The following is an 18,753-nucleotide window of genomic DNA, read 5'->3' on the forward strand; positions in this document are numbered from 1 at the left end:
CTGCGCATCTTCAGACTTGGCGGCGGCGCCGAAAAACAGTATGTCAGGGCATATGGTCCCGTAGCTCAGTAGGATAGAGCGACAGATTCCTAATCTGTAGGCCACTGGTTCAGAATCCAGTCGGGATCACCACTTTTCAGCACGACGATATTTTTGCCTTCAGCCCGCAGTTGCTCTGCCAAGCCCTCATCGTTCTGCCTGTCGCCGGTAAGACTGATCTTTGCCGCTTCGCGACGGCCAAGCTGCAGGACTGCAGGAGCGATGGACGCATCGAACAGTATCGCATCGGCCATCTGCATGACCCGTACTGATTTTAGCGTCAAAAGTTCCGGATCATCGGATTCGATCGTAATTTCAGTCACGGCCGCAATTGCGGGGCTGGCGGCGATCTTCTCCGCAGAATGCATCAGCGACACTTCATCCGGTGCATCGGCCGAAGCGAAGGCGCGATCGACAAATTCTTCCCAGAAGCGGCGGCGTTGCGCGCCTGGTTTCAACAGATCACCGATTTGACCGCGGACGGCTTTTGCCAGCTGCGCCCAACTCGAAAGTGAGGCCGGCAAAAGTGCTTCAATGCGCCGTCTGATTGCCTGACCGAGAATAGGCGCTGCTCCGCCGGTCGAGATACCGATCACCACCGGCGAACGACTAACGATCGAGCCAAATTGGAACTGGCAAAATTCAGGACGGTCGATCACGTTGCACGGAACGCCGCTTTGAATGGCTGCAGTAAGAAAGGCATGCGCTTCGCCTCCGTCTGCGTATCGGCAACGGCAATTGCCACATCCTCAAAGCTGGCCGCGGACCAGCCGCACGGATGATAAACGAGCGGCAATGCCGATATCAGCGCTGACATTTCTTCGCTCAACACCCGCGCATACACGTGAACCTCTGCGCCTGCAGCCGCCAGCAATTCGGCTTTCCATGTCGCGGCCGCACTGCCGCCAGCGACAAGCGCGCGCCTGCCTTTAAGATTGAAGAAGACCGGCAGCACCGCCAGGCTGCCAATGCTGGCCGGTAAGGTATTACTCTGCTGCTTCGACAATATTTGCATCGATGATACCCCTGATTTCCGCACGGCAGGAGCCGCAATTGGTTCCGGCCTTCAACGTCTGTCCGATGGCTTCCACCGTATGGCAACCCCCGCGGGCGGCGGCCGCAATCTCGTTCTTTCCAACCGAAAAACACGCGCAGACGATTGCGCCCTTGTCAGGCATGTTCTTGCCAGGCTTTCCTGCCAGAAGCTGATACCGCTGGTGTGCGTCAGCGAATTGCTGCATCAACTGTTCGCTCGCCCAACTACGCGAAACGGTGACCGGTTCGCGCGCTACATAGAGCACACCTGCAAGTGTCTCACCTTCGAACGCCGCGATGCGGTGCTGACCCTGACGATGATCGTGATAGGCGAGCAGCGGAACATCGGCCTCGGTCTGGAATAGTTGCTGAGCGAATGAACTCCAATCCCTGGGCTGCTCGCAGCTTGCCAGCTCGAGCCGGAAACCCGCCTGTGTTCGTGCGAGCGCCCAATAGTCTTCGACGGATGCAGGCTTTTCGCGCATGACTGCAAAGCCATACCAGCGAGCCTGAAATGACCTGACAGCAACATTTGCCATTTTGAGCGCAGGTTGACCGGATACCGGATCAAGGTTTGCGGTCACCAACGTATCCACGCGCGCCTTGCTGGCAAATTGCCCGGTCCAGTGCATTGGCACGAAGACATTGCCCCGCGCCTGCCGGTCGGTAAGCAAAGCCCGGACGATAATTGCGCCATGGTCGTTTGCGAGCCTTACCAGGGTCGCGTCGCCAATACCCAGCTCCGCTGCGTCGAGGGGGTGTATTTCGGCAAAGGGCTCGGCGAAATGACCGGAAAGACGCGCGCTCTTTCCTGTGCGCGTCATCGTGTGCCAGTGATCCCTGACACGCCCCGTATTCAGGACAAACGGGTATCGGGGGTCGGATGCTTCATCATTCGCAGGATGCACCGCGACAAGACGCGCGCGACGGTCCGGCGTGTAGAAGTCCCCGTCAGCGAAGAACCGTTGCTCCGATGCTGATTTCCCACGTTCTTGCGGCCACTGAAATGGCTGCAGAGCATTATAACCCTCTCCCGATATGGCAGCATGTGCGCTGATGTCGAAATCACGACCGCCACGATTGCCGGTTCCCGACAGTGCCGCATGTTCTGCGAAAATCTGCGAGGGGTTTTCATAGGCAAAGCTAGTCGCAAAACCCATGCGCCTGGCGACCTGTGTGACGATCCACCAATCCGGCTTCGCCTCGCCCGGTAGCGGCAGGAAGGGACGCTGCCGGCTGATCCGCCGTTCGGAGTTGGTGACCGTACCGTCCTTTTCGCCCCAAGCGGCTGCGGGGAGAAGCACATGCCCATGGCGCGTCGTATCAGTCACCGCGTTGATGTCAGATACCACAACGAAAGGACAGGCCTTCAATGCTTCAACGATGAGATCGGCTTCCGGCATTGAATCGACGGGATTGGTCGCCATGATCCACAGCGCCTTCACCTTTCCTTCCCGCACCGCATCGAAGAGATCGACGGCCTTCAGCCCCGGCCTGCAGGCTATCGTTGGCGACGCCCAGAAATCCTGAACCAGCTGACGGTGATCTTCGTCTTCCAGATGCATATGGCTTGCCAGCATATTGGCGAGGCCGCCAACCTCGCGGCCGCCCATGGCATTGGGCTGGCCGGTAACCGAAAACGGCCCCATGCCCGGACGGCCGATGCGGCCTGTCGCCAGATGACAGTTGATGATGGCGTTGACCTTGTCTGTTCCACTTGTGGACTGGTTCACACCCTGACTATAGATCGTCACGCAGCGCTCGGTCCGCGTGACCAGCGCGAAGAACTCGCGCAGTTCCTCCGGGGAAAGCCCCGTGCGTGCGGAGATGCTACGCAGATCATGGTTCTTGGCAATTGCCAGCGCTGCGTCGAAACCTGAGGTGTACCTGTCCAGATAAGTTCGATCCACTGCGCCTTGCGCGGCGAGGTAACCGAGCAACCCGACGAAGAGGGCCGTATCCCCGTCCGGCTTGATCTTCAAATGCATGTCCGCAATATCTGCGGTCATGGTCCGGCGTGGATCGATGAGTACAATGCGCATGTGCGGACGCCTGGCCTTGGCTGCCGCGATACGCTGGTAAAGCACCGGATGACACCAGGCCAAATTCGAACCGGTGAGCACGATGAGATCGGCCAGTTCCAAGTCCTCATAGGTGCCGGGAACGGTATCCGAACCGAAGGCACGGCGATGACCGGCCACGGAAGACGACATGCACAGACGCGAGTTGGTGTCGATATTGGCGGAGCCGATGAAACCTTTCATCAGCTTGTTGGCAACATAGTAGTCTTCCGTCAAAAGCTGGCCGGAAACGTAGAATGCCACGCTGTCCGGCCCATGCTCCCTGATTGTTTCGGCGAAACGGCCTGCTACCAGATCAAGCGCCGTGTCCCAGCTTGCAGGCTCGCCGTCTATCCGCGGTTCGAGCAGCCTTCCTTCCAGATCGACGGTCTCGCCAAGAGCGGAGCCTTTCGAGCAAAGACGCCCGAAATTGGCGGGGTGATGGGGGTCGCCCGCAATGCCAATGACTCCGCTCTCCTCCCTGGTGGCGAGAACGCCGCAGCCTACCCCGCAATAAGGGCAGGTGGTGCGAACGCTGGTGGGAGAATCGCTTTCCATAAGGTCTATTCCGCCGCTACGGCGGCAAGTTCGAGCAGTGCAAGGATCCGGTCACCATCGAGCTTGATGGCAATGGTCCTGACGCTTCCCTCGTCGGCGCCGAGAGCCTTGCCGGTTTCTAGCGAAATCACCCAATTGTGCAGTGGACACGTCACGGCGGCTCCGTGCACAATGCCTTGGCTGAGTGGTCCACCCTTGTGCGGACAATGGTCGTCAATGGCGAAAATCTGATCTTCCATGGTCCGAAAGACGGCGATCTTGCCTTGCGGCGTCTTTACGCAGCGCGCGCCCCGGCGCGGAATATCGTTAATCGATCCGATTTCAATCCAGTCATTCATGACGCTCACTCCGCTGCCTGGTGAAAGCCGATGGTGGCCATGGGCTGGAATTCGTGTTTGTCGACACCCGACACACGCTCCGACCATGGGTCGACCTGGGCGAACTTCTGGCTGAAAACAAACCGGTCAAAATAGGCCTTGCGCTTTTGCGCATCACCCATGATCTGGCGGCGAATTTCATCAAGGCCGACACGCTTCGCCCATTTGTAGATGCGCTCAAGATAGCGGCCCTGCTCGCGGTACATCTGCGTCAACGCCACGACATGCTCCAGGGCCTCATCCTCGGTTTTCACCAGACCGAGAACCTCGGTCCCCTTGATATCGAGACCGGCGGCTCCAGCGAAATGGATCTCGTAGCCCGAGATCGACACAGATAATGCCGACGTCCTTGCAAGTAGCTTCGGCGCAATTGCGTGGACAGCCGGAGACAGCCATCTTGACCTTGGCTGGCGTCCAGGATCCCCACATGAACTTCTCTATGCGGATACCAAGGCCGGTAGAATCCTGTGTACCGAAACGGCACCAGTCCGTGCCGACGCAGGTCTTCACGGTACGCAGGCCCTTGGCATAGGCCTGACCCGACACGAATCCGGCCTTGCCGAGATCAGCCCAGACGGCGGGCAAGTCTTCTTTCTTGATGCCCAGCATGTCGATACGCTGACCGCCCGTCACCTTCACCGCAGGTATGTCGAACTTGTCGACGACATCGGCTATGGCGCGGAGTTCCTTGGAGTTGGTCACACCGCCCCACATGCGCGGCACCACGGAATAAGTGCCATCCTTCTGGATATTGGCGTGAACCCGCTCATTGATGAAGCGTGACTGATAATCATCCGCATATTCATCCGGCCAATCAGCCACAAGATAGTAGTTCAATGCCGGACGGCACTTGGCGCAGCCGCAGGAGGTTTTCCATTCAAGTTCCTGCATGACTTCCGGAATCGATTTCAGCTGCTTGGCCTTGATCAAACGGCGAACATCGTCATGGCTGAGGCTCGTGCAACTGCACATCGGTGTGACTGCAGCGGGATTGTAGGTATCGCCGAGTGTGAGCGACAGAAGCTGCTCGACGAGACCCGTACAACTACCGCACGAAGCGGAAGCCTTGGTATGGGCGCGTACATCGTCGAGCGACGTCAGCCCTTTTCCGGTGATTGCACCGGTTATTTTACCTTTACAAACGCCGTTGCAACCGCAGATTTCTGCATCATCTGGCAAGGCTGCAACGGCCGCCATAGGGTCCAGTGGGGACCCTCCCTGATAGGACTGGCCGAAAATCAGGGTGTCGCGCATCTCCGAAATATCGGTACGCTTCTTGGTGAGATCATGGAACCATGCACCATCGGAGGTTTCGCCGTAAAGGACAGTGCCGATAATACGGTCGTCCTTGAGGACAAGACGCTTGTAAATGCCTGCAGAAGCATCGCGCAATACGATTTCCTGACGATCGTCGCCCTCGCCGAGATCGCCGACCGAAAAGACGTTGATGCCGGTAACCTTCAGCTTGGTCGGCGTCTCGCTATGAACAAAGGCGGCGTCGCCGTTTCCTGCAAGCTGCGCCGCCACGACTCGCGCCATTTCATAGAGCGGCGCGACGAGGCCGTAGCATTGCCCGCCCACTTCTGCGCATTCTCCGATGGCAAAGATATCCGGATCGGAAGTGCGCATGCCGGCATCGGTGACAATGCCGCGATTGAATTCAAGCCCAGCTTCCTTGGCAAGCGCGCCATTGGGCCGGATACCGACGGCCATTACTACAAGATCTGCAGGCAGCACCGTGCCATCGGCAAGCAACACCCCCTCGACCTTCTTCTCACCAATAATCTCCTTGGTGCTGGCCTTGGTCATGACTCGGATGCCGCGTTGTTCGACTGCCTTTTCCAGGAGGTAGCCCGCTGCCGGATCGAGCTGGCGCTCCATCAATGTCGGCATGACGTGCAGGACCGTGACATCCATATCGCGGGATTTGAGGCCCGCAGCCGCTTCGAGGCCAAGCAATCCGCCGCCGATTACAATGGCCCGAGCCCGCGACTGCGCAGCGAGCAGCATGGCCCTGACGTCGTCGAGATCGCGATAGGTCAGAACACCGGGGAGATTGTTGCCGGGCACCGGCAGGATAAAGGGAGAAGAACCGGTGGCAATCAGCAGCTTGTCGTAGGATTCGGTTGTACCCGCGTCGGAAGTAACCGTTTTGGCCGCACGGTCGATATTGACGACTTTATGGCCCTTATACAGCATGATCCCGTGCTTGATGTACCAGCCATCCCCGTGGATGATGATTTCCTCGAATTCCTTTTCGCCGGAAAGCACGGGCGACAGCATGATCCGATCATAATTGACACGCGGTTCGGCGTTGAAAATCGTGACGTCATAGGCGTCGGGCGCCAGCTCGAACAGGTGTTCGAGCGCACGGCCCGGCGCCATGCCATTGCCGACAATGATGAGCTTCTGTTTTTTCATGAGTATGTTTCCGATACCGATATTCAAGCGAAGGCAGGGCGTTGCATTTGCCGGATGGAGACATGCATCCAGATGAGAGAGATCGCGACGATAAGGAAGAGCAGCATGAAGCAGCTCGACCACAGGCCCGTCAGGTCTTTCATTAGCCCGAACGCGATCGGGAGGATGAAGCCTCCAAGCCCACCAACCATGCCAACGACACCGCCGACAGCGCCCACACTGTTGGGGTAGTAGGCCGGGATATGCTTGTAGACCGCAGCCTTGCCGAGGCTCATGAAAAAGCCGAGGACAAAGATCACGGCAACGAACACAGTTGGCGTTATGGCCAGAGGCACTGGTTGCGAGGCTTGCGCGGCCGGCAGCGAGAGAATGAGAGTGGCTACGCCCCCGGCGGCAAGTGTCATATACATAACCTTGCGCGCGCCGATCTTGTCGGAGAGGACACCGCCATAGGCGCGGAAAATGCTGCCAGGGATCGAATAGGCTGCAGCGAGCATGCCTGCTGCTTCGATTCCAAATCCATAGACGCCGACGAGGTAGCGCGGGAGCCAGAGCGCAAGGGCGACAAAGCCCCCAAAGGCAAAGAAGTAATAGAGCGAGAAACGCCAGACACGAAGATCTTTCAGGGGTGCCAGCTCATGGAGAAAACTCTTTGGCCGGTCTTTACCACGCGCGCGCGCCCGGTAAGCCGGATCGTCTGTCGTCGTGAACCAGAATACGATTGCCATGACGACAAGAGCAGCAGCCCATATTTCGGCGACCGCTTGCCATCCGAAAGCAACAAGGACAAGTGGGGCGAGAAACTTGGTGACAGCGGCACCAACATTGCCAGCACCGAAGATGCCAAGCGCGGTGCCTTGTTTATTCGGCGGAAAGAAGGGAGATACATAAGCAACACCAACGGCAAATGACCCACCCGCAATGCCGACGCCGAGACCGGCAATCAGCATTTCTGGATAGGTTCTTGCGTAGGCGAGGAGGAACGTAGCGAGCGCGGCCGCCAGCATCGTTACCGTGTAGACAACCCGTCCACCATAACGGCTGGTCCACACACCCAGCACGACGCGGATGACCGATCCCGTCAAGATCGGCATGCCGACAAGAAGTCCAAACTCCGCTTCGCTGAGATTGAGTTCCTGTTTGATACGAATGCCGATGATCGAAAAGATCGTCCACACGGCAAAACAGATCGTGAATGCAGTAGTTGATATCCACAGGGCTCGCTGCGACTCTCCTGCTTCAATACCAATTGGCAGATTGTCTTTCATCGTGATCCTCAAACGCTTCGGCCTTTTGCAGCCGGTTCAGCCAATAAAAAAACGCCGCTGGATGAAGCGTATTCCCCAGAACCAGACTGGTGGAACGAACTTGCCAAGCGACGTCGATGTCTTTGAAGCACCCGATGCCGGTGCCTGCGGTTCCTGTCATCATTGACGGAACAGAAATAGTTATGCAAACCGCGTGCCAGTTTGACGGAGAAAATATAACTTGTTGTTATTCAATGGTTATTTAACTAAGTAGCCGTCAGGCTAAGTGGCGTAGTCGGGAATCCAAAGCGAGCCATTTGTGCAATTGCATCAAAGCCATGCCAATTTATTGTGCAGAGCACAATTTTTTGCCACGCTCAAATCTCATTTGGGGCAACCGAACGTGTATCCAGGCTGGCGATATCAAACCCCTGCAGATAACCGGCAATACGCTGCGGATCGAATACAGCACCGTCGATAAATCCGTCATCGGTCGCATTGCCCTCGATCCGCAGATCATCGGATGGAATATCGGAACGCGGGCCCAAAGCATGCCGATACAGGTCTGGACGAAAGGCTGAGGACACTTGCTGGCTGGTCTCCGGCGAATAGGCCACCTGCCCCCACCGCACCATCTGGCTGAATATCCATTGCGCCTGACTGATCCAGGGGAAATTGGCACCTTCACGATGGAAGGAAAAATACTCCGGAACGGTCCGATCGGTTCCATCAGGATCTGTTGTAAATCTGCCGAGCAAGACGCGGTGCACAATGTCGAATGGCGCATCCAGATAGCGCGGTTCAGCGAGTACGTGCCCCAGTTCGCTCCGATTATCGGAAACATCGCACCAGGCTGCCGCGCGATCGAGCGCGACGAGCAACCGTGACAAGATCTCCGGATTCTGCGCGGCCCATTCGGGCCGCATTCCGATGACTTTTTCCGGACTTGATGGCCAGATGTCTTCCTTGACCGCAACGATCCGGCCGACATCCCGCGCTACCGCCACCATGTTCCACGGCGCTCCCACGCAGAACCCATCGATTGCACCGGCCGACAAAGCATCCGATGTCATCGGCGGCGGAACGACGACGAGTTTCACATCATGATCAGGATGAATGCCCCCGCCGCCAGCCAGTACCGCAATTCGTAATTGTGCGACGAAAATGGATACGTCATGCCCAGAACCGGTAGGGCCTCGCACTTTTCCCGCATTTCCTCGATTACCAGCTTGAGCGCCTTGGCATTGGCAAGCGCATCCTCATGCCCGGTCAAACCAGCCTTGGCTTGCATGCGGCGATAGAGCTGCACCGATAGTGTAATGGCGTTGCCACCACGGCCAAGGGAAAAGGGTGTGATCACCGGCGAGGGGTTGGAACCAAGTCCAAGCGCCGACGCAACGGGCATGGGTGCGAGCATATGTGCGATATCGAACTGCCGGAACGCCAGCCGGTCGCGTATATTGGCCCAGGAGACATCCTTGACCAGGTCAAGCTGAATGCCTTCACGTGCAGCGAAGCCGAATTCCGCGGCTGCTATGAGCACCGAGGCGTCGACAAGCGGAATGAATCCTGCACGAACCAGCCGCGTTCCTTCGCTGCGTATCGCAGCTGGCATTGCGAGCCGGGCCCCATCGCTTCTTTCAATCCCAGTACGGATGAAACTCATGACTGCTCCTAACTTCCCAGAATTGCCGCGGCCATGACGACGCTTTGCGCAATATCGGCAAGTTTTTTCTTCTCGTTCATTGCTGTCTGGCGCAAGAGCGCATAGGCCTCGTCTTCCGACAATTTTCGCGACTTCATCAGAATGCCCTTGGCGCGTTCGATGATTTTCCGCTCTTCAAGCGCGCTTTTGGCATCTGCCAGTTCCTGCTGCAGCCGGCTGAATGCCTTGAAGCGGCTAACGGCCATATCGAGAATGGGCTTTACGCGCTCTTTCTTCAGGCCATCGACCACATAGGCCGAAACGCCCGCCTCCACCGCGGCTTCAATAGACGAACTATCGGAACGATCGACAAACATGGCGATGGGTTTACGCACAGAACGCGTCAGCTGAAACAAATGCTCCAGCATGTCGCGGTTTGGCGTTTCGATATCGATGACAATGACATCCGGGCTGATCACTTCGATCTGGCGTGCCAGTCCAACGATATCGTTGAGGACCACCACTTGATCATGCCCCGCCTCCCGCAACCCCTCTTCGATGATGGAGGCGCGTATGCGGTTTTCGTCAAAGATCATGATGGATAAGGCAGCCTTCATGCCTTATTTTTGCGCATGCATGAATATTGTGCAATGCTACATTCAGCCACAGTGGAAGAAATCCGCCTTTGAACCGGCGGCCCACTGGCCGTTCATTTCGCACTGCCGTTGAGAATGTTCCTCACGCTCTTGTTCAATTCCACTTTGGCTGACAGGAAATCACTTACAGACGTCCAGTAGCGCAATGTGATGTCCATGGTGCTATCGCCAAGTTCCGCGACGAAAGCTGTCGGGGCCGGCTCCTTCCGAACCCGTACATCCCGTTCCGCCAAGCCGAGCAGGGATTTCTGAATTCCGTCAATATTGTCGGCGTTTGGAACCGTAATCGTGATGTCGTTGCGACGGACTCCATTTCGCGTGAAGTTTTTGACTGGTTGCGTCCACAGGGTCGAATTGGGAGCAAGAACGTAGATGCCGTCGGCAGCGCGCAATCGCGTAGCGAAAAGTCCGATCTCTTCAACCGTTCCGGTAATACTGCCCACTTCCACATATTCGCCTATCCGAAGTGGCCGCAGCGCCAGCAGCATGATCCCGGCTGCGATATTCTGCAGCGTGCCCTGCAGCGCCAGACCGATTGCAAGGCCGACCGCACCGATGGCGGCAATAACGGAAGCTGTCTGGATACCAAACTGCCCAAGTACCATGACAACGACGAGCCCAAGCACGACGTAGCGGGCAATCTTCGAGAAGAAGCGTCGCAATGTCAGGTCGAAACCGCTGACCTGTCCAAGCCCGGCATATATCCACCGCTCCACGAGGCCGGCGACGACAAATCCGATGACCAGCAGGAGAACTGCCCCAAGTACCGAAAACGAATAGGTCACGATAAGGGCACTGGCCTGACGAATGCCCGCCTGGATAGCAGATAACGCGTTCTGGGGATCGAGTTCCATAAGACAATTCTCCTCTCGGCAGGAAAATTCAACCGTTAGAAGGCGTTCCGGATCTAATCACGTATTTTTCATTGCATCCCGTTGGCAGCTCTTCAAGCCTCCTGTGTTTCCCCGTTGCGTCGCCGGTAGACGATCGACGACCAAAGCGAGAGAAAGATCAAAGCGGCACCGATAACGCCTGTTATCACTTCCGGAATATGGAAGAGCGTCTGGCAATACATGATCACTGCCAGAACAAGGATCGCATAAAAAGCGCCGTGTTCCAGATAGCGGTACTGGCCGAGCGTTTCCTTGTCCACCATCATGATAGTCAGCGCACGCACGTAGAATGCCCCAATGCCAAGGCCGATGGCAATCACGAACAGATTGGTCGAAAGCGCGAATGCGCCGATAACACCATCGAATGAGAAGCTGGCATCCAGCATTTCCAGATAGAGGAACGCCCCAAGGCCGCCCTTGTGAATAGAATCCATCTGTTCCTGCGTCGCATCGAGGATGGCGCCCAAGCCTTCAACAATGAGGAATGTAAGAAGTCCATAGATCGCTGAGGTCAGGAATGTAATGGATTCTTCACCTTCCAATTGCTGCGAGAAGAAAATGATCAGGCTAAGCGCTACAGCGACTTCGATGCCTTGCACAGAAGCAAACCGCGAAGCGTGGCTTTCAACCACCTTGATCCAGTGCACGTCCTTTTCATGATCAAAGAAGAACTTGAGCCCCACCATCAGCAGGAACGTCCCGCCAAAGGCGGCAATGGCGACATGTGCCTCCTGCATGATGCGGGCATATTCCGCCGGATTGGATATGGCCAGCTTTAGCGCGGATATGGGATCAATCCAGGCGGCGATCGCCACGATCGCAAGGGGAAAAATGATTCGCATGCCGAATACAGCAATGATGATACCCCAGGTCAGGAAGCGATGCTGCCAGACAGGCGTCATATCACGCAATATCTTGGCGTTGACGATCGCATTGTCAAAAGAAAGTGAGATTTCGAGAATTCCCAGGACCGCGCAGATAAACAGTACCGAAAGCGCCCCCTGCACAGTTCCGGAATATACGAAACCGATCCATGTGCCGAGCGCCAGTCCCACAAACGTAAAAAGAAACGGCCAGATGAAATATTTATAGGTTGCCATACTTAAATCCTGCTTGAGACTCCCTGATTGCTTTAGAAGATGGGGATTCAGGGCAGCGATAACTCTCGGACGGCCGAGGTTTATGCGCCGTTTGAATATGAATTCGCATCAAATTGCAATCTCCCGCACTCCTTAGACGACATAAACCTGTCGCCATCCTGTCGCGCGCTCGACATCAACAATCAGATCAATCCGGTTTGCGAACGGAATAGATCGTCACTGGCAAAGCGGCTCGCCACGCATCAAAACTACCCAGCGGCTGCGCGTGCGACACCGTGAGCTTGGTGAGATCGCCGCCAAAGACCTCCCGCCAGCCGACCAGCGCCACTTCACTCTGGATCGTCACGGCATTGGCCACGAGCCTGCCGCCGGGCTTCAGACTTTGCCAGCATGTTTGCATCACGCCTTCATCGGTGACGCCCCCACCAATGAAAATTGCGTCGGGCACCGCGAGACCGGTCAGTGCCGCCGGGGCTTCGCCGCAGACGATCTGGAGATCCGGCACGCCGAGGGCCCGGCTGTTGCGCAAGATCAGACCCTGACGATTTTCATTGGCCTCGATGGCAAGTGCCCTGCATGCCGCATGCGTCCGCATCCACTCAATACTGATCGATCCACAGCCTGCACCAACGTCCCAGAGCAACTCGCCCGGTAGCGGCCCAAGATGCGCCAGAGTGACGGCGCGAATATCCCGTTTTGTCAATTGCCCATCATTTTCAAAAGCCTCATCTGGCAGACCAGCCAATACTGAATAGGCGCGAGCGGATGATGTGGGCACACCGCAATCCACCGCCAACACATTGAGGTCGGCGCAGCGCGGATGATTCCAAGTACCGGAAACGCCCTCGATACGTCGTTCAGCGCCACCGCCCATGTGCTCCAATACGGTCAAATGCGCTGACTGGAAGCCGCTTTGGCTTAGCATTCGCGCCACTTGCGTTGGCGTGTCCCCGTCATTGCTGAGAACAAGCAGCCTTGCGCCAGGCACAAACGCCTTGAACAGGGACTCAACTGGCCTGCCGTGAACACTCAGAAGTTGCAAGTCCTGGATCGGCCAGCCCATTGCAGCTGCTGCCAATGAAAATGACGAGGGTGCCGAAAGTATCTGCATTTCATCATGTTCGATAAAGCGCGTCAGCGTCGCGCCCATACCGAAATGCATCGGATCGCCACTAGCAAGTACAACAACAGGTTGCCCGCGCAGGGCGCGCAACATGGGGTAGGCATCTGAAAACGGCATCGGCCAGGCAATGCGTTCCGCCATTATATCTGACGGCAGGAGCTCAAGATGCCGTTTACCGCCAAAAACGGTTTCAGCCCGACCCAGCGCCTCCCGGGCGTTCTGGCCGAGCCCGCCATATCCGTCTTCGCCAATCCCAATGATTGTCAGCCACTGCGCCATTATCATTCCATGAATTCTTAGTGTTATGCATGCCCGAAAGCATTCGATCGGTCAACGAAGCCACTCGCAATCAGAAGGTTGGCACACACCAAGCCATCCTGTAAAACCGTGAATACCATGGACCTGTTATCCAAACATATCTTGCCATCAAGGATTGAAGACCGGCGCTCCGCCTGTCCAGGGCTGTTTCGCATGGCCAATGCGCTCGATGGTTCAATTTGCAGGGTCAAGCTGACCTTCGGCGACCTTAGCGCCGATCAGGCAAGGGGCGTGGCTGATGCGGCAAAGCGTTTCGGCAGTGGCGTCATCGAAATTACCAATCGCGCCAACCTGCAGATTAGGGGTGTTCGTCCTGAAACCGGCAATTCATTGATTGCCGCCCTGCTGGACGCTGGCCTCGGGCCATTGACCGACAAGGGGGACGACGTTCGCAACATCATGATCAGCCCGATCGCCGGATTCGACAAGAATAAGGTCGATGTGAAGCCTATGGCAGCCCGTTTGCTGTCAACGCTGCAAACGAACCCGTCATACCAAACTTTGTCACCAAAATTCTGCATGCTCATCGATGGTGGCGAGTGGCTGGCGATGGTTGAACACCCCCATGATCTGTGGTTGAGCCCAATCGATCCCGGCAACCAATCGCCGCGCTACGCCTTTGGCGTTGCTGGCGTGCCGCCAACGGCGACCTGCGATCAGCCAGCCCTCGGGATCATCCCTGCCGAGAATGCATACGAACTCGTCACCACGATTCTCGATCTGTTTATCGACTGGAACAGGTCGCATCCTGCCGCTTCCCGCCTGCGCCATCTGGTTGCTGATGCCGGGAGCGATGGTCTCGTCGAGCAGCTTGAAAAACGCCTTGGTTTTCCGGTTGCGAGCGAAGAACCTGCCGGCTGGCGCAGGGCGCTGCCCCGGCAGAACGGGCATCTTGGCATCCTGCCCGAATTCGATGGTTCAAACTGCCTCGTCGGTGCCATGCCCCGACTTGGCCGGCTCGGTCCGGATCTTTTGCGATCGCTTGCGGATGTCGCCGACAGATCCAGCAACGGCAAATTGCGCCTGACCCCTTGGCAGAGCATTCTCTTGCCTCAGGTCCGTAGCGACCGCGCAACAAGCGCCTTGGTCGATCTCGAATCGCTTGGTCTTAACGCCGATCCGCGGCTGCCTCTTGCGACGATGGTGAGTTGTTCCGGTTCCGCGGGATGCGGTTCCGGATTGGCGGCGACCCAAGCGGACGGGCTGAAGCTCGCTACACTGCTAAGCGATAGAACCGCCGTCCCGCAGATTCACATGAGTGGTTGCAGCAAATCCTGCGCCTCGCCATCCGCAACGCCGGTTACACTGGTAGCAACGTCAGCCGGGCATTATGATATCTTTTTGCGCGCGACCAATGGACCGTCGCGTTTTGGCAAGCTATTGGCTGCGAACGTCACTATCGAGGAAGCCGCCGAACTGATCGGCAAAAATTCCGGCTCTGGGGGGCCATTCAATGCTTGACTATATTCGCGACGGTCAGGCGATCTATGATCGCTCCTTCGCCATTATCCGTTCCGAAGCCGATCTCAGCCGTATTCCGGCCGATCTTGAAAAACTCGCCGTGCGCGTCGCCCATGCCTGCGGCATGGTGGATGTGATCCAGGATCTGGCATTTTCCGAAGATGCAGCCACGGCGGGCCGCAACGCTTTGCTGAACGGCGCACCTGTTCTTTGCGATGCCCACATGGTTGCAGAAGGGGTGACAAGAGCCCGCTTGCCCGCCAACAACGATGTGATATGCACATTGAGCGATCCCTCGGTTGCGGCGTTGGCTCGCGGCATGGGCAATACTCGCTCGGCCGCGGCGCTGGAGCTGTGGCGTCCGCGTCTGCGCGGAGCGGTTGTCGCATTTGGCAACGCCCCGACTGCTCTCTTTCGCCTGCTGGAAATGATTGATGAAGGTGCTCCAAAGCCCGCGCTCATTCTCGGCTTTCCCGTCGGCTTCGTCGGCGCCATGGAATCCAAGGCCGCGCTTGCCGAAAACAGCCGAGGCATTCCCTATGTCGTGGTGCATGGACGGCGCGGCGGCAGTGCCATGGCCGCGGCCGCGATCAACGCGCTTGCTTCGGAGAAAGAATGATGCCGCAACCAGGCCGGCTTTTCGGGCTGGGCGTTGGCCCCGGCGACCCTGAACTCATCACATTGAAGGCGTTGCGGCTGCTGCAAGCTGCGCCCGTCGTCGCCTATCATGCCGCCAAGGGCAAGAAGGGCAATGCACTGACCATCGTCGAGCGCTATCTCAACGATAATCAGTTGCTGGTGCCCCTCATCTATCCGGTCACAACCGAAATATTGCCTGCACACATGAATTACGAAGCCATTGTCAGCGATTTCTATGGTGAGATCACCGGCGTCCTGCGTGCGCATCTCGATGCGGGGCAGGATGTGGCGGTAATCGCAGAAGGTGATCCCTTCTTCTATGGCTCGTTCATGTATATCCATGACCGGCTGGCCGAAGATTATCAAACCGAAGTCGTGCCGGGCGTGTGCTCCATTCTGGGCGGCGCCGCCGTGCTCGGCGCGCCCCTTGTCTATCGCAATCAGACGCTGACCGTCCTTTCCGGAGTCCTGCCTTCAGAAGACTTGAAGGTACGGCTAGGGGCCACGGAAGCGGCCGCTATCATGAAGCTCGGCAAGAATCTTGCAAAGGTACGCGGTGTGATCGAGGAACTCGGTCTGATGGACCGGGCGCTCTATGTCGAACGCGCAACAATGGATGCGCAGCGCATAGTTCCGCTTGCCGAGGTGGATCCGGACACTTCTCCCTATTTTTCGCTCATTCTCGTACCAGGTGAAAAATGGCAAGGCGGTAGCGAATGACCGTAATTCTGGTTCTTTCGGCGCTCGGCATGAAAACCGCGCTACGCATCAAGGCAGGCCTACCCGGTGCGGCCATCTACGGGTTTGAGGGTCGTGTCGAGGGCGCCGATGTGAGCTTCAGCAATTTTGGTGAAACGATCCGTGAGCGTTACCAAAGCGGACAGACGATCATTGCACTTTGTGCCGCCGGCATCACCATTCGCTCACTGGCTTTGATTCTCGACAACAAGGGTGCAGAACCGCCCGTTCTTGCAGTGGCGGATGATGGGAGCGCCGTGGTTCCGCTTCTGGGCGGCACAGCGGGAGTTAACGTTCTTGCGCGCCAGATTGCTCAGATTCTCGATGTTGCGCCGGCTATCACGACGTCGGGAGAGCTTCGCTTCGGCACATGCCTGCTTAATCCGCCTCCGGAATTCATCTTGAAAAATCCAGAGGATGCCAAGACTTTCATCTCTGATCTGCTTGCGGGTAAAACGGTCCGAATTGAAGGAGATGCACCGTGGCTCAAGGAAGCGCGGCTACCGTTGGATGATAGTGGCGAACTTCTCATTCGCGTGACCACTTCCGATGCTGCACCACAAGAAGGCGAGCTGATCTTTCAGCCGAGGAAAGACCCGGTCATCAATGCCGCCACCTCAGAGGATATCGGCGCTGGCGCACCCAAGCGGGGCAGACTTGCAGTTGTGGGACTTGGTCCCGGCGATCCCGATTTCATGATTCCCGTTGTCAAACAGGAGATTGCCCGCGCCGAAATTATCCTTGGCTACGAGACCTATGTCCGTATGGCGGGGCCTTTCCGCCCCGACCAGACTGTGCACATGACCGATAATCGCGAGGAGATGCAGCGCGCACGTCATGCCTTCGAACTTGCGGCAACCGGCCGCTCGGTCGTGATGATTTCTTCCGGCGATCCGGGCGTTTTTGCCATGGCGGCGGCTGTGATCGAGGCTCTGCACGACTCCGACGATCCCACCTGGCACAATGTGCACCTCGAGATCCTGCCAGGTGTTTCTGCTGCGCTCGCCGCAGCCAGTCATAGTGGCGCACCGCTTGGTCATGATTTCTGCATCCTGTCGCTATCCGACAACCTTAAGCCATGGGACATTATCGAAAAGCGCCTAGCACTGGCTGCCGAAGCAGACTTCGCCATGGCCTTCTACAACCCGATCTCCAAGCCGCGTCCGTGGCAACTGCCACGTGCCATCGAAATCCTGCGCCAGTATCGCAGCCCGGAAACGCCGATCGTACTCGGACGGGATATCGGCCGGCCCGGGGCATCCTTGCGGGTCATTCCACTCGCAGAGCTGACCCCGCAACAGGTCGACATGCGAACCGTGATCATCGTTGGTTCCTCCCTCACCCGCAGTTTTGACCGTATCGACGGTGGCAAATGGGTCTATACGCCGCGCTGGTATGGGACCAAGCCGGAGGTCTGAGGTCAAAAACTCACCACCGGTTGAAGGAAGATCATTTGACCGGGCGGACGGATGCCGGAAAAAGGACTGAGCGCTTCGTTTTTGTGTCGACGCGTTTCAACGCTGCTCATTATGATCCAGCGAGATCAGATCGCCTGCATCCGGAGTTCCCATGCCAGACAAGAATTACGTCCTCACCCTCTCCTGCGAAGACAAGCCCGGCATCGTTGCCTCGGTGACGACCGAGCTTGCCGGCATGGACGCCAATATTGCGGAGAGCAACCAGTTCTGGGACCGGCAGACCAACCGCTTCTTCATGCGCATCGCCTTCACTGCAGCTGAAGGCACGACCAAAGACGATGTGGAACGTGCCCTCAAGCCCGCCATCGACCGCTTCGACATGAAGACCACTTTGGTCGATCAGGCGAAGAAGCCGAAGATCATCATCATGGTGTCGAAGTTCGACCATGCCCTGTTGCATCTGTTCTACCAGATCAAGGTTGGCTGGCTCGATGCCGATGTCGCCGCCATCGTCTCCAACCACGAGGACAGCCGCCGCTTTGCCGAGCATGAGGGCATCCCTTATCATGTGCTGCCGGTATCCAGGGACAACAAGAAGGAACAGGAAGAGGCGCTGCTGCAGATCGTCAAGGACACCGGTGCCGACCTCGTCATCCTCGCCCGCTACATGCAGGTGCTGTCCGACAATCTGTCGAAGCGGCTGTTCGGCAAGGTGATCAACATCCACCATTCGTTCCTGCCCAGCTTCAAGGGCGCCAAGCCCTATCACCAGGCGCATGAGCGCGGTGTCAAGCTGATCGGTGCCACCGCGCATTATGTCACCCCGGACCTCGACGAAGGTCCGATCATCGAGCAGGAGACCGAACGGGTCAGTCACGCGATGAGCGCCGAGGATTTTGTGGCCACCGGCCGCGATATCGAAAGCCGGGTGCTGGCACGGGCGGTGAAGAAGCACCTCGAATCCCGCGTCATGCTCAACGGCCACAAGACCGTGGTGTTCGGATAAACATCACGGCATTGCAGTC

15 protein-coding genes, 1 tRNA gene and 2 pseudogenes are annotated in these 18,753 nt (G+C 57.3%); 7 read left to right on the forward strand and 11 right to left on the reverse strand.

Translation table 11 applies throughout. The features are described 5' to 3' along the window. Positions 1-54 precede the first annotated feature (54 nt). Positions 55-132, forward strand: a tRNA-Arg gene (locus N8E89_RS04540). On the opposite strand, the gene N8E89_RS29255 is transcribed toward N8E89_RS04540, so the two are convergent. The 6 genes and pseudogenes from N8E89_RS29255 to N8E89_RS04565 all read right to left on the reverse strand — a co-directional run bounded on the left by N8E89_RS29255 (position 90) and on the right by N8E89_RS04565 (position 7,758). Next, the gene (locus N8E89_RS29255) at positions 90-698 is read right to left on the reverse strand and encodes a siroheme synthase domain-containing protein (RefSeq protein WP_410010357.1); all 609 of its coding nucleotides are present in this window, start codon (positions 696-698) and stop codon (positions 90-92) included. The genes N8E89_RS04540 and N8E89_RS29255 overlap by 43 nt on opposite strands. Further along, positions 695-1,054, reverse strand: coding sequence for a siroheme synthase domain-containing protein (locus N8E89_RS04545; RefSeq protein ID WP_262261247.1), 360 nt, complete (start codon positions 1,052-1,054; stop codon positions 695-697). The genes N8E89_RS29255 and N8E89_RS04545 overlap by 4 nt, the downstream gene beginning before the upstream one ends. Further along, positions 1,026-3,692, reverse strand: coding sequence for a nitrate reductase (locus N8E89_RS04550; RefSeq protein ID WP_262261248.1), 2,667 nt, complete (start codon positions 3,690-3,692; stop codon positions 1,026-1,028). The genes N8E89_RS04545 and N8E89_RS04550 overlap by 29 nt, the downstream gene beginning before the upstream one ends. Positions 3,693-3,697: 5 nt before the next feature. Next, entirely contained in the window at positions 3,698-4,030 is a 333-nt protein-coding gene (nirD, locus tag N8E89_RS04555; protein WP_106666974.1) for a nitrite reductase small subunit NirD, read from the reverse strand. 5 nt (positions 4,031-4,035) lie between these two features. Next, positions 4,036-6,490: pseudogene (gene nirB / locus N8E89_RS04560) on the reverse strand (nitrite reductase large subunit NirB). Positions 6,491-6,513: 23 nt separating this feature from the next. After that, positions 6,514-7,758: an MFS transporter gene (locus tag N8E89_RS04565; RefSeq protein WP_262261250.1), complete on the reverse strand. Its 1,245-nt coding sequence runs from the start codon at positions 7,756-7,758 to the stop codon at positions 6,514-6,516. Between N8E89_RS04565 and N8E89_RS04570 the strand changes: the two genes are divergently transcribed. Beyond that, entirely contained in the window at positions 7,646-7,924 is a 279-nt protein-coding gene (locus N8E89_RS04570) for a hypothetical protein (protein ID WP_162739707.1), read from the forward strand. The two genes, N8E89_RS04565 and N8E89_RS04570, sit on opposite strands and share 113 nt — an antisense overlap. Positions 7,925-8,114: 190 nt before the next feature. Here the strand turns inward: N8E89_RS04570 and N8E89_RS04575 are convergent. The 5 genes and pseudogenes from N8E89_RS04575 to cbiE all read right to left on the reverse strand — a co-directional run bounded on the left by N8E89_RS04575 (position 8,115) and on the right by cbiE (position 13,433). Next, positions 8,115-9,403: pseudogene (locus N8E89_RS04575) on the reverse strand (CmpA/NrtA family ABC transporter substrate-binding protein). Between the two features lie 8 nt (positions 9,404-9,411). Further along, positions 9,412-9,999 (reverse strand): ANTAR domain-containing response regulator, encoded by a 588-nt coding sequence (locus tag N8E89_RS04580; RefSeq protein ID WP_106666978.1) that lies wholly within the window; start codon positions 9,997-9,999, stop codon positions 9,412-9,414. Positions 10,000-10,091: 92 nt separating this feature from the next. Further along, positions 10,092-10,892, reverse strand: a complete 801-nt coding sequence (locus tag N8E89_RS04585; protein ID WP_113172230.1) for a mechanosensitive ion channel family protein — start codon at positions 10,890-10,892, stop codon at positions 10,092-10,094. 92 nt (positions 10,893-10,984) lie between these two features. Next, entirely contained in the window at positions 10,985-12,031 is a 1,047-nt protein-coding gene (locus N8E89_RS04590; protein ID WP_113172231.1) for a DUF475 domain-containing protein, read from the reverse strand. A 187-nt stretch (positions 12,032-12,218) separates the two neighbouring features. Further along, a complete protein-coding gene (gene cbiE / locus N8E89_RS04595; protein WP_262261254.1) occupies positions 12,219-13,433 on the reverse strand; it encodes a precorrin-6y C5,15-methyltransferase (decarboxylating) subunit CbiE in 1,215 nt (404 codons plus the stop codon). A gap of 192 nt (positions 13,434-13,625) precedes the next feature. Between cbiE and cobG the strand changes: the two genes are divergently transcribed. The 5 genes from cobG to purU all read left to right on the forward strand — a co-directional run bounded on the left by cobG (position 13,626) and on the right by purU (position 18,734). Continuing rightward, a complete protein-coding gene (cobG, locus tag N8E89_RS04600) occupies positions 13,626-14,933 on the forward strand; it encodes a precorrin-3B synthase (protein WP_262261256.1) in 1,308 nt (435 codons plus the stop codon). After that, the gene (locus N8E89_RS04605) at positions 14,926-15,552 is read left to right on the forward strand and encodes a precorrin-8X methylmutase (protein WP_262261258.1); all 627 of its coding nucleotides are present in this window, start codon (positions 14,926-14,928) and stop codon (positions 15,550-15,552) included. The genes cobG and N8E89_RS04605 overlap by 8 nt, the downstream gene beginning before the upstream one ends. Next, positions 15,552-16,292, forward strand: coding sequence for a precorrin-2 C(20)-methyltransferase (locus tag N8E89_RS04610; protein WP_113172245.1), 741 nt, complete (start codon positions 15,552-15,554; stop codon positions 16,290-16,292). Before N8E89_RS04605 ends, N8E89_RS04610 begins: the two co-directional genes overlap by 1 nt. After that, positions 16,289-17,728, forward strand: coding sequence for a precorrin-3B C(17)-methyltransferase (cobJ, locus tag N8E89_RS04615; protein ID WP_262261260.1), 1,440 nt, complete (start codon positions 16,289-16,291; stop codon positions 17,726-17,728). The genes N8E89_RS04610 and cobJ overlap by 4 nt, the downstream gene beginning before the upstream one ends. A gap of 151 nt (positions 17,729-17,879) precedes the next feature. Next, positions 17,880-18,734 (forward strand): formyltetrahydrofolate deformylase, encoded by an 855-nt coding sequence (gene purU, locus N8E89_RS04620; RefSeq protein ID WP_106666985.1) that lies wholly within the window; start codon positions 17,880-17,882, stop codon positions 18,732-18,734. The last annotated feature ends 19 nt before the right edge of the window (positions 18,735-18,753 follow it).

Source organism: Phyllobacterium sp. A18/5-2, assembly GCF_025452215.1.
GTDB classification, from domain to species: Bacteria; Pseudomonadota; Alphaproteobacteria; order Rhizobiales; family Rhizobiaceae; genus Phyllobacterium; species Phyllobacterium sophorae.

Coding starts and splice junctions, on each gene's coding strand:
- N8E89_RS04545 (WP_262261247.1), bottom strand. CDS start 1,054: ATGCAAATATTGTCGAAGCAGCAGAGTAATACCTTACCGGCCAGCATT.
- N8E89_RS04550 (WP_262261248.1), bottom strand. CDS start 3,692: ATGGAAAGCGATTCTCCCACCAGCGTTCGCACCACCTGCCCTTATTGC.
- nirD (WP_106666974.1), bottom strand. CDS start 4,030: ATGAATGACTGGATTGAAATCGGATCGATTAACGATATTCCGCGCCGG.
- N8E89_RS04570 (WP_162739707.1), top strand. CDS start 7,646: ATGATCGAAAAGATCGTCCACACGGCAAAACAGATCGTGAATGCAGTA.
- N8E89_RS04565 (WP_262261250.1), bottom strand. CDS start 7,758: ATGAAAGACAATCTGCCAATTGGTATTGAAGCAGGAGAGTCGCAGCGA.
- N8E89_RS04580 (WP_106666978.1), bottom strand. CDS start 9,999: ATGAAGGCTGCCTTATCCATCATGATCTTTGACGAAAACCGCATACGC.
- N8E89_RS04585 (WP_113172230.1), bottom strand. CDS start 10,892: ATGGAACTCGATCCCCAGAACGCGTTATCTGCTATCCAGGCGGGCATT.
- N8E89_RS04590 (WP_113172231.1), bottom strand. CDS start 12,031: ATGGCAACCTATAAATATTTCATCTGGCCGTTTCTTTTTACGTTTGTG.
- cbiE (WP_262261254.1), bottom strand. CDS start 13,433: ATGGCGCAGTGGCTGACAATCATTGGGATTGGCGAAGACGGATATGGC.
- cobG (WP_262261256.1), top strand. CDS start 13,626: ATGGCCAATGCGCTCGATGGTTCAATTTGCAGGGTCAAGCTGACCTTC.
- N8E89_RS04605 (WP_262261258.1), top strand. CDS start 14,926: ATGCTTGACTATATTCGCGACGGTCAGGCGATCTATGATCGCTCCTTC.
- N8E89_RS04610 (WP_113172245.1), top strand. CDS start 15,552: ATGCCGCAACCAGGCCGGCTTTTCGGGCTGGGCGTTGGCCCCGGCGAC.
- cobJ (WP_262261260.1), top strand. CDS start 16,289: ATGACCGTAATTCTGGTTCTTTCGGCGCTCGGCATGAAAACCGCGCTA.
- purU (WP_106666985.1), top strand. CDS start 17,880: ATGCCAGACAAGAATTACGTCCTCACCCTCTCCTGCGAAGACAAGCCC.